Here is a 9,599-nt window from a genome sequence, read left to right on the forward strand (position 1 = left end):
GCGATTCATCCCCACGACTGAAGTCGGGGGCTTTCTCGCCAAGGTTATGTAATCTTGTGTGTTATCGATTAGTGAAAGAATTATCTAAGTGCGATATTAATCTTAAAATTAGTTTATCAACTGCTTCATTGGGTGTTAACGCTTGAATGTGGAGGTGTTAAAAATAATATTAAAAAGAGAGGATAACAATTTTTACGATGGTAAAACCATTTTTGCTTGCATTATCGCTGCTATGAGATCTGTGGGTTTTACCCCGGGGATAATTATATTTTGATTATAAAATTTGTTAACTATTTGTGTTATGTTTTGATAGCTGTATGGTGCATCCTTTAACATTTTCTCCAGTTGTTTTAATGCTTCCGGAGGATTTATGAAAAAGTCTCCGCTTATGTTTATTTCCTTAATATTGTTATTAGATATGGTTAAAGACACACGTATTAGCCCTCCAGGCGCCTTGTATACGGTATTGTGTTCAAACTCAACACTGCTTCCAAAAATCCATTCCTGTGAGCTATACTTTTTTTGGAGCTCTTTGGCAATTTTGATTTCCTTTTGTGTAAGTTTCGAGTCTTGGAACTTGATGCCGAGTGCTTCTTCGTAACCCTTACGAACCGCGTTTTTCACAACATTTACGGGAATTCTTCTTCCCAATTCTCTTTTTATTGTTGTTACTCTATGTCTAACTGATGTTGCACCTTTGTCCCTGAGTTTTTCAATTGGAACTATTAAAGCCTTTTCCAAATTATCAAAGTTGAGATCCATGATAAGAGTTCCATGATGGATGAGAACATTGTAGAGTTGGTGTTGTGCGTTTCCGGAAATTTTTCTCTTGCCTATCACAATATCATTTACTGGTTTAAATTCTGCCTCCAGACCCAGTGACTTTAGGGCGATAATTAAACCCCTACAGAGGTAGGAGTGGGATTCTATAGGGTCTTTGAAGGATTTGAACTTGTTAGTGTCTATGTAGAGTGAGTAGTTTAAGTTTCCCGAATCTTGGTACACTGCCCCGCCCGCTGAGAGTCTTCTCACTATTTTTATTCCTTTCTTTTTACAGTAATCAATGTTCACTTCTTGCTCCGGTCGCTGATTGCATCCTATACTTACGATGAGGGGGTGTTGCCACACTCTGAGAGCGTTTGGTGAGTTGAATTCTAGTATGCTTCTAGCCATGGTTTCTTCTATTGCTAAATTCATATAGGGGTCATCTGAACTGTAATCAATAAAACGCCATAATTCTTTCAAAGTCCATCTTACCTTTATTTTATCCTTACAATCTCCTCACGTATACTACTTAAAAATTCTTCAGGCGATAGAACCGTCCTTCCATATTTTAACTCGCCGTTTATTATTACTGCGGGAATCTGGGACCTTTTAGCGGCTTCTATTAACCCGTCTGTAATAGAAGCACCGGGAGGCAGACCTTTTCCTCTTCTCCATACTCTTAGTTCAATTTTTTCTTCTTCTTCAGACTTTCTTATTGCCTCTTTCATGTTTTTTTCTATTTGTAAACACGTTTTAGTGGGGGGAGAAGCGGTCAAAATCTCTATTAGGAGCTTACCATAAGCCAGGGGTGGAGAAAACTCTAGATTCCATTTTGGAGACTGGTATTTAGTTTTTAAAACTCGGTCAAGAGTTTTTTTCTCTAAATCTGTTAAACTTCCTTCAACAAGGGTAGCCTCAAATTTTTCTCTTATTCTTTGTAAAGCCTCTTCTATAAACTCGTTAATCGACTTTTTTTTCGAGGAAAGCCGTGTTAGACTAGAGATCTTTTTTGAAAGAATCCCCGCAGAGTTGACAAACTCAACATCAGAATCTAGGTAAATAACACCCTGAAAAACTAGTACGTCATAGTACCAAAACTGTGAAACCTGGGAAATCACTACGTCGCCTACGAATAGGTAAGACATTTTATCAAAGGTGCAGTTGAGTCCACAGTTTTCGATTGTTTCAATTATTGGAGAATAGATAAGTCGGTATAGGTCATTTAACTCCTTGGGGAAAAAGGGATCATTCGTGTCAAGAATAAAGCCAAATAGTAATGAACCTTCATCCGTGTAGAATGTTGGTCCATCAGTAACCCTTCTAATAATCTTAATGTTTTTTCCATTCAGGAAATTCATCTGGTCTTGCTTCAAGCGAAGGTTTCCCAAAACTATAGAGGGAGGACTTCTCCAAAAGTGCACCGAGCTGGGCGCGTCCCCACTCTTAACGTGGAGCATGATGGTTTCATCTAAAGCCCACCCAAGATCTGGTTCAACTTGATTCTGGGTGAAAAGTCTTAATTCTCTAATTTTAGTGGCCTCCTTTATAATACTCGCATTTATCCTTTTTACACTCCTCATTGTAGGAAGAGAAAGGGCATTCTTCAAAATTTGAGGGTAATTTGATTTTAAAATTTTTTTCTAAAAAGCTTATAGCGCTTTTTATAGAAGCGTAAACGCTGGCTTTGCAGCATCGGGGTCCTCCCAACTTTGAGATGGAAATCAGTGATTCACCACTAGCATCCAAAGACCGCGCCCTTTCGGTATCTGATTTGTAAGTCGCTCTTGTTAGAACACTCATAGCAATCCCAACACCGGCCCCTGCGCCGCATACCCCCCAGGATCCGCAGGTACCATAAGGTATTTTTTTCCCTCTCTTAATGGCAATGTTAATCGCCCTACGTGGCAATTCACAGCCCACGTTTTTTAATGCTGTTAATAGTACGGCTGGCACAAGGTAATGGTGGATGGGAGAATGCATTGGAATCGCGGGATGCCTCATTATTAGGTTAGCTAGTTCGTATGGATTTTTTGTTTCACTTCTTTCACAAGTTTTTAAAATTAATTCATCGGGAAGAGCTAGTCTACAGTTCTCACAGACAAAATGATGGTCATCGCAGGTGTAATCTGCTATTGAAATCTCCTTACAATATATACATTTTAGCTCTTCAGAAATTGGGTGAAGAATTTTACCGCATATTGTGCAGTAGAAAACCTCGTTTTCCAAGAATAACCCTCGATTATTTCAAGTGATTTACTACTTCCCTCATCAAGTTTCGGAGCTTTTAGGTCATTATCTTTTCTTATTAGGAAGTATTTTGCAAATGTTGCCATCGACGATTTTTTGAAAATTTTTGTAAAAAAGGAAGGTGTATTTTATGCTTTTAGAGCATTTTCTATTGCTTTTTCTAGGCTTTCTGGTTTGAAAAATTCAGGGAATGTTTCATTGCCGTTTACCACTAGTCCTTTGCTGCCGATTTTGAATTTCCTAGCTTCCTCTGAGAAAGAAGGTTTTACATCAAATTCGACTTGATTTCGGTATTTTGTCAGTACATTAAATACTCGGTCCATGAATGCTGAGAATTGGCAGGCGCATGAGCCCATAGGGATAAAAATATCTACTTTAACTTTTGACATGGAATCGTTCCTCCTAATTTTTTTCTTTTGTTTCGGTACATAGTTTTAGTAGCCGTTTTTTATTTGCGTTCTAAACTTGTATTTGTGGTTTGACGCCCGTTAACACGGTTTTTCTCGTATAGTAGTTAGTGTTGCCACCTTTTAAATATATCGACGTATAACAATATATCAATAATTTCATAATTAAAAAACACTCCAGTAAATAGATTTTAAAACGAAGTAGCAAAAGACGGGGATAAAACTATGAAAAGGATTTTTAAAAAGTGATTATGGCTTCACCCTGTTTTAGGATTATTTTTACCAATTCATCTTCTTCAATAGGTTTGATGCCTTTTATTATTCTTGTTTCAGGTATTTTCCTCTCCTGCAGAGATTTTTTATGAACATACAACTCCGATTCGGAAAGCAAGGTATAGATTAGATCTGCCACACTGGGCATCGATATTTTTTCTGGGTTTTGATTTGAAATTGTGGCGTATACTCCGTCGCCTATGAATAGGATAATGCATTTTAACCCGCTGTTAAGGCATGCAATGGCTACGTATAGTCCACTGAAACAGTCTTCAAACCCGTAGGGCGCTTTTGTGATGATTAGTAATACCGTGTTAATTTTAATCACCTTCCTAAAGGGCTAATACTTTATAACTGTTTTTGAGCCAGTATCCCAAGTCACGTAGATTAGCTATGTGGACCCCATCAACATGTTGACTGGTGGGATAAACCCCATTTTCTTCCTCCCCCTCAACATAACCTCTGGCTCCTGCACACCGTGAGCAAGATTTTATTTTTGCCCCGTTCTGGGCCAGTTCACCAAGTTTTTCACCAATATTGGGAAAATATTTTGGGCTCTGCCCTTTCTTGGCGGAGTGAACCGCTTCCATATAAAGAAATATGTTAACGTTGTAGCCTTTTTTTAGAGCTTTTTCAGCAATTGAAAGACCAATGTCCACTCGTTGAGAGGCATAAGGACCATGATATATAATTAATGTTAGTGTCTTGCTCATTTAATCACCTAGAAGCATAGAATTCTGTCTGCGCTTTCCATAATATCAACTATCATCTTTTCAATCAAGTCATATTGGCATTTTACATCTTTAGATAGGAGATCCTCCTGGATACCGCGTGCTTCTAGATCTTCCTTACTCGCAAAAACTTGGATGCGGCCAGAATCAATAGTTGATAGATTCATGCCTTTTATTCCACAGTATACTCCGTCACCTATCAAATATATGAAGATATTAGCATCAGTTCTAATCATTTCATTTATTATGTTGAATGCCTTCACTACGCGCTCTGAAATTGGAGGAGCAATTATGATAGAAACAATCTTTGACAAGATTTTATCACCACACGCTTAGAAATGGAATTGTTTCTTTTATTTTTATTCTTGCAAATTCAAAGGAGGTTTAAGTTATTCTGCGGGTCGCTCCCTTTTTTTCAGATTTGTGACTTCTCCATTTAATGGACATTCAGCACTAAAAGCTCAAAATTTATGCAAATATTATTATATTTCGATAATTTTATAACATTTGTAAATATTAAATATTATTGGGAACAGAATAGAGAATAAGAAACTCACACCATTACAAAGATTAACAAAATATGCATTAATGTACGCATCCCAACAGATAGTACCTTGGTTGGATTAATGGTGGCTCTTTCCCCGATTAGGAGGTAATTTATTGGAAGCTAAGAATCTGATTACGAAAAAAAATGTTGAATTGTTAAGGGCATTAGCAGATGAAACAAGATTGAAAATTCTTCAGTTTTTAGGCGAGAATGAGATGTGTCAGTGTGATATTGTTCCCGCTATGGATAAGTCACAGTCCACAATTTCCCAGCACCTTCAGATTTTAACAAACTCTGGAGTTCTCGAGTACCGCAAAGAAGGACAAAGAAGCCTTTACAAATTGAAGGATGAAAGAATACGCAAAATAATCGAATTAGTTAACAGCATTTCCAGAGACTCTCTTTTAGAAATATCCAAACTAGCAAAATCAATAGGGAAATAAAGCTGAAAAGTTGAATAGAAACATTTTTTAGAAATATTTTAAAAAAAGAGGGAAGAAGGAGTTTTAAAACGCAGCAGATTCATAATTCGCAAGATATAAAATACAGTCTAGGCAACTTTTTCTATCATTTTTAAAAGTCTTCCAACCAAGTGCCAAAAGAGTTATCATGATCCTCTTCGTCCGAAAGTATGCTCATAAATAATTTTCTCGTAGTGTAGTCCTTTTCTTTTGTGGCCATTTCTATGATGTTTCGGTACATTTCGATTGCTTCTTCTTCGGCTTTTTTGTCTAGTTCTATCATTTCTTTTAGTTTTTTACCTACCGTGATTGGGGCGGGTTTGGTTGTTGGTTCACCGCCAAGGTAGTCGAGCCTCTCCGCGATGGCTTCGGCGTGTTTCATTTCTTGGATGGCTATCTTTTTTAATTCATCAACTATTGCTACGCTCTTTGTTCCAACTGCTCTTACGTGTTGCCACATGTATTGAATAGATACTTGTAGTTCTCGGGCTATTGCTTTATTTAACCATTCTTTTAATTCCTCGCTCGCCAATTCTTTCACCTCCAGAATTAAAACAAATTTTTGTAATTATATACGTAGTATTTATGATTATAAAATTATCTTATAATAAGAGTTTATACATGTTAAGCTGGTGAAATATATATAAGGCATTTATTGATAACTATTATTGTTAAGTATTCAATATTGTTAGGTGAATTACATTGACTCAAGTTGGTGAAATTTATTATTGTACCATCTGCGGAAACAGAGTACAAGTATTGAAAGCGGGAAGAGGAACACTGGTTTGTTGCGGCCAGCAGATGATTCTTCAAAAATAGTTGAGTACATTAATTATTCTATTTTCTTTTTTATTTTTATGAAAATGAATAAACCTAGTAACTATCTGAAAATTTAGTGCTTAGAACCGTCTTTACTTTTTTCTATCTTTATAACTATTTTTAATTTATTTAAATTTAAATATTATAGTTATCCTTATCCTTTTTGAAACTTTAAAAAATGGATTTCGACTATAGACGTGAACCATAACAGACTTGTAGATAATCTTTTTATAGTAAAAACCAGCATCAGAATGATATAAAGTTGGGTTCAAGCCTAAACTTTGAAAAAAACATAAGAGGTAATGTACATGAGCAGACCTGCTGGAGTAACAATTTTGGCGATACTGATGATACTTTGGGGCATATTGGTTACTATATTTGGAGTCATTGTACTAGCAGCAGCCGGATTTACTCTACCCTGGGAGTCAGGGCTCGTTTTGATACTTCCCATCATATACACTATCTGGGGTATCATTTATCTCATTGGTGGCATTGGAATGCTTTCCCTTAAAAATTGGGCTAGAATACTGGCAATCATCATCGCGATTCTAGGACTTATTGGTGGTATCCTACTGCTAATTACAATTGTTGGTATAATTTTCGGCATTATATACATAGTATTCAGTATCATCATAATCTGGTATCTCTCACAAGAGGAAGTCAAAGCATACTTTGAGTAAAAAGAAACACATAAAAATATTTTAAATCCAAACTTTTTTTATTTTTTTCAAATTTTCAAAAATTGTTTTGAATCATTTTTTTAAAATTTTATGCTATTTTATTTTTAAATAATTAAGTCGTTATAATTGTTTTTTTAAAATTGTTACTGCGTTTTCTGTACTGTTTTTGAAGCCGAGATCCTTTAGACTTTCACTTAGAGCGAATATTGCGTGTATTGTTTTGTCCGGATAGGCGTTGTATCCCATGTGACCTAGGCGTATTACTTTACCTTTGAGTTCTCCCCAGTTTCCAGCAATCATTACACCGTATTTTTGAAGCATATGGTTTCTTAGTTTTTCGTCTTCTACTCTAGGAGGTAATTTGATTGCGGTAACTGTGTTTGAACAGTATTTTTCCTCTTTGGGATATAATTCCAGATTCATAGCTTGAACCGCAAGTCTTGTAGCCTTTGCCACTTTTTCGTGACGCGCGAATACATTTTCTAATTTTTCTTCCAGAATAAGACTACATGCCTCATCTAATGCATAAAGTAGGGAGGCGGTATGCGTGTAGGGGAATATCCTATTTTCGAACCAGTCTCTTTTCCAAGATAATAGATTAAGATAGAGACCCTTTATGGAATTTTTTTTGTCTCTTTTTTCTATTTTTTCCCAGGCATTTTTGCTCACAGAGATTATACCAACGCCTGGTGGAGCACTTATACATTTCTGAGAGCCCACGATATTTATATCCACATTCCACTTGTCTGTTTCCACCGGAACACCGGCGACACTACTTACTGCGTCCACTATGAGAATTACTCCATGGTCTCTACAAATTTCGCCGATCTCTTTAAGGGGGTTTAGGGTTCCACTAGGAGTCTCACAGTGTACCAGAGTGGCTACCTCAATGTCCTTTTCCTTTTCGAGAACTTTTTCCACTTCTTCCGGTTTAATTATCTCATCATATGGAAATTTGACGGTAATAGGCTCTCCTCCATACATTCGAGCAAAATTTGCGAATCCGTCTCCGTATATGCCCGAAGAAATTGCGAGCATTTTTTCACCGGGGCTAATCGTGTTTATAATGGCAGCTTCAAGACCGATTATTGCCTCTCCGGAGGTCAGTATAATATCGTTGCGGGTTCTCAGAATTTTTTTAACCTTTTCACATAGGTCATCATAAAATGTGTAAAAATCGGGATCCAAGTCTGGGTTTTGTAGTGGACGGACCATGGCTTGTAGAACTTGGGGATGAACCTCTGTAGGTCCAGGAGTGAACATTAACGTAGTAAACCACCTCTCAAATCTGACCACTCCAACTTATTATTATATGGTTAACCCTTTAATAATCTTCACTTGGTTAATGTATTTTTGCTTCCTCACCTATTCCTGATATCCAGCCCTGTTTCGCCCCTGCGCCTATTCCTGCTTCGAGAATAGCTTTGGCTTTTTGGGGGTCCACTAGTGAGATTAGACTGCCTCCCATTCCGGCTCCTGAAATTTTTGTACCATAGGCTCCGGCCTCTAATGTAGCGTCGCGGATTTTTTCCAGTTTTATTATGCTCACTTTGTAGAGTTCTTTTAGAAGTTCATGTTGGTAATTCATTATTTCGCCCAGAACCTCCAACTCTAAGGACTTGTTTTCAAGTTTATTCCACAATTGATTTAGGTATGGTTCTTTCTCTTTGATTTTCAGCTTTTTATTTTTTAAAATATCAATTGCTATTTCGGTTGACCTCTGCATCCTTAGAGTGAAACGGAATCTATCTGCTACATCATCGTAAAGCAGATTTAAATATTCACCAATTTCCTCCTCCCTGATGTTTTCCCAGTCTGGCTCATCGTAATTATATCCCAGCTTATTTTTCAATTTACTGGGAACCTTATCGCTTTCCATAAGAGTTTTGAGCCCGTCACTGATTTCCTTCTGCCTCAGGGGGTGGATTTCAGCTGTGGAGTGTTTAACTCCTGAATCATGAATCACGAAAATTAGATTTTTAATGGGAAGTTTCTCGATTTTATAGGGAGGTTTACAATCTAGCTTTAGTATTCCTCCGAACGTTGAGCCGTACTGGTCGAGGCGGCCGCAAGGTATACTTAGCTCCACGTTCTCTGCCTCGTAGGCTAGTTCAGCTATCTCTCTCTGGTTGTAGTTTATTTTGCACGCCTTATCCAATAGCGTGGCGAATGCTACTTCTAGAGCTGCGCTGCTTGCAAGTCCTGATGCTACAGGAACTTGGCTCTTAACGTGAATCCGCATCCCTTTGAGCTTTTTTGAAAGACCCCTGTCTTCTAAAATTTTTACAATGGCTCGAAAATAGTTCCCAAACCATCCCTTTTTGAGATACTCTATTTTACCTATCGAGAACTGGTCTTGAAACGGTTCTCCAATCCTTTGAAAATCTAGTGATCTTATCTCAAAAACGTCATCATTTCTAAATTCAGCGGAGATATAGGTTCTGAGATTTAATGCCGTAGGAACCACGGGTAGCCCTTTGTAGTCTTGGTGGGTGTTTAGGAAGTCCGCTCTTCCCGGTGCTGAGACAATAATATTGGAGCCACTTTTAGTAAAGGGCATCTCTGAGGTTTTTAAAGAGGTAAGTTCAGACATTTTGATCACTTTCCCCATATATTAATATTTGCTATGAAAAAGCTTTTCGCTTCAGTCCGAGAGGGGGCTGACCAGA

At 37.4% G+C, this 9,599-nt stretch carries 13 protein-coding genes; 3 read left to right on the forward strand and 10 right to left on the reverse strand.

What is annotated here, in order from left to right; all coding sequences use genetic code 11:
• Nucleotides 1-192: 192 nt before the first annotated feature.
• The 7 genes from ACUVXA_RS11130 to ACUVXA_RS11160 all read right to left on the reverse strand — a co-directional run bounded on the left by ACUVXA_RS11130 (nucleotide 193) and on the right by ACUVXA_RS11160 (nucleotide 4,737).
• The gene (locus ACUVXA_RS11130) at nucleotides 193-1,245 is read right to left on the reverse strand and encodes a lipoate--protein ligase (protein WP_445871334.1); all 1,053 of its coding nucleotides are present in this window, start codon (nucleotides 1,243-1,245) and stop codon (nucleotides 193-195) included.
• A 14-nt stretch (nucleotides 1,246-1,259) separates the two neighbouring features.
• A complete protein-coding gene (locus ACUVXA_RS11135) occupies nucleotides 1,260-2,345 on the reverse strand; it encodes a lipoyl protein ligase domain-containing protein (RefSeq protein ID WP_445871335.1) in 1,086 nt (361 codons plus the stop codon).
• Nucleotides 2,296-2,991, reverse strand: coding sequence for a DUF5714 domain-containing protein (locus ACUVXA_RS11140; RefSeq protein ID WP_445871336.1), 696 nt, complete (start codon nucleotides 2,989-2,991; stop codon nucleotides 2,296-2,298). The genes ACUVXA_RS11135 and ACUVXA_RS11140 overlap by 50 nt, the downstream gene beginning before the upstream one ends.
• A gap of 149 nt (nucleotides 2,992-3,140) precedes the next feature.
• A complete protein-coding gene (locus tag ACUVXA_RS11145; protein WP_445871337.1) occupies nucleotides 3,141-3,401 on the reverse strand; it encodes a hypothetical protein in 261 nt (86 codons plus the stop codon).
• A gap of 256 nt (nucleotides 3,402-3,657) precedes the next feature.
• On the reverse strand, nucleotides 3,658-4,020 hold the full coding sequence (locus tag ACUVXA_RS11150) for a DsrE family protein (protein WP_445871338.1): 363 nt from the start codon (nucleotides 4,018-4,020) through the stop codon (nucleotides 3,658-3,660).
• Nucleotides 4,021-4,024: 4 nt separating this feature from the next.
• The gene (locus ACUVXA_RS11155) at nucleotides 4,025-4,405 is read right to left on the reverse strand and encodes a DsrE/DsrF/TusD sulfur relay family protein (RefSeq protein WP_445871339.1); all 381 of its coding nucleotides are present in this window, start codon (nucleotides 4,403-4,405) and stop codon (nucleotides 4,025-4,027) included.
• Between the two features lie 8 nt (nucleotides 4,406-4,413).
• On the reverse strand, nucleotides 4,414-4,737 hold the full coding sequence (locus ACUVXA_RS11160) for a DsrH/TusB family sulfur metabolism protein (RefSeq protein ID WP_445871340.1): 324 nt from the start codon (nucleotides 4,735-4,737) through the stop codon (nucleotides 4,414-4,416).
• 346 nt (nucleotides 4,738-5,083) lie between these two features.
• Here ACUVXA_RS11160 and ACUVXA_RS11165 point away from each other — a divergent pair, with 346 nt between their 5' ends.
• Complete coding sequence (locus ACUVXA_RS11165; RefSeq protein ID WP_445871341.1) at nucleotides 5,084-5,413, forward strand: ArsR/SmtB family transcription factor; 330 nt, start codon at nucleotides 5,084-5,086, stop codon at nucleotides 5,411-5,413.
• Nucleotides 5,414-5,543: 130 nt separating this feature from the next.
• On the opposite strand, the gene ACUVXA_RS11170 is transcribed toward ACUVXA_RS11165, so the two are convergent.
• On the reverse strand, nucleotides 5,544-5,963 hold the full coding sequence (locus ACUVXA_RS11170; RefSeq protein ID WP_445871342.1) for a ferritin-like domain-containing protein: 420 nt from the start codon (nucleotides 5,961-5,963) through the stop codon (nucleotides 5,544-5,546).
• 170 nt (nucleotides 5,964-6,133) lie between these two features.
• Between ACUVXA_RS11170 and ACUVXA_RS11175 the strand changes: the two genes are divergently transcribed.
• Nucleotides 6,134-6,250: a desulfoferrodoxin FeS4 iron-binding domain-containing protein gene (locus ACUVXA_RS11175; protein ID WP_445871343.1), complete on the forward strand. Its 117-nt coding sequence runs from the start codon at nucleotides 6,134-6,136 to the stop codon at nucleotides 6,248-6,250.
• Nucleotides 6,251-6,558: 308 nt separating this feature from the next.
• On the forward strand, nucleotides 6,559-6,930 hold the full coding sequence (locus ACUVXA_RS11180) for a hypothetical protein (protein WP_445871344.1): 372 nt from the start codon (nucleotides 6,559-6,561) through the stop codon (nucleotides 6,928-6,930).
• A gap of 120 nt (nucleotides 6,931-7,050) precedes the next feature.
• Here ACUVXA_RS11180 and ACUVXA_RS11185 read toward each other — a convergent pair whose 3' ends face one another.
• On the reverse strand, nucleotides 7,051-8,193 hold the full coding sequence (locus ACUVXA_RS11185) for a pyridoxal-phosphate-dependent aminotransferase family protein (protein WP_445871345.1): 1,143 nt from the start codon (nucleotides 8,191-8,193) through the stop codon (nucleotides 7,051-7,053).
• Between the two features lie 79 nt (nucleotides 8,194-8,272).
• The gene (locus ACUVXA_RS11190) at nucleotides 8,273-9,523 is read right to left on the reverse strand and encodes a GHMP family kinase ATP-binding protein (RefSeq protein ID WP_445871346.1); all 1,251 of its coding nucleotides are present in this window, start codon (nucleotides 9,521-9,523) and stop codon (nucleotides 8,273-8,275) included.
• Between the last annotated feature and the right edge of the window lie 76 nt (nucleotides 9,524-9,599).

This window comes from Candidatus Jordarchaeum sp., from assembly GCF_052745115.1.

Coding starts and splice junctions, on each gene's coding strand:
- ACUVXA_RS11135 (WP_445871335.1), bottom strand. CDS start 2,345: ATGAGGAGTGTAAAAAGGATAAATGCGAGTATTATAAAGGAGGCCACT.
- ACUVXA_RS11145 (WP_445871337.1), bottom strand. CDS start 3,401: ATGTCAAAAGTTAAAGTAGATATTTTTATCCCTATGGGCTCATGCGCC.
- ACUVXA_RS11155 (WP_445871339.1), bottom strand. CDS start 4,405: ATGAGCAAGACACTAACATTAATTATATATCATGGTCCTTATGCCTCT.
- ACUVXA_RS11180 (WP_445871344.1), top strand. CDS start 6,559: ATGAGCAGACCTGCTGGAGTAACAATTTTGGCGATACTGATGATACTT.
- ACUVXA_RS11185 (WP_445871345.1), bottom strand. CDS start 8,193: ATGTTCACTCCTGGACCTACAGAGGTTCATCCCCAAGTTCTACAAGCC.
- ACUVXA_RS11190 (WP_445871346.1), bottom strand. CDS start 9,523: ATGTCTGAACTTACCTCTTTAAAAACCTCAGAGATGCCCTTTACTAAA.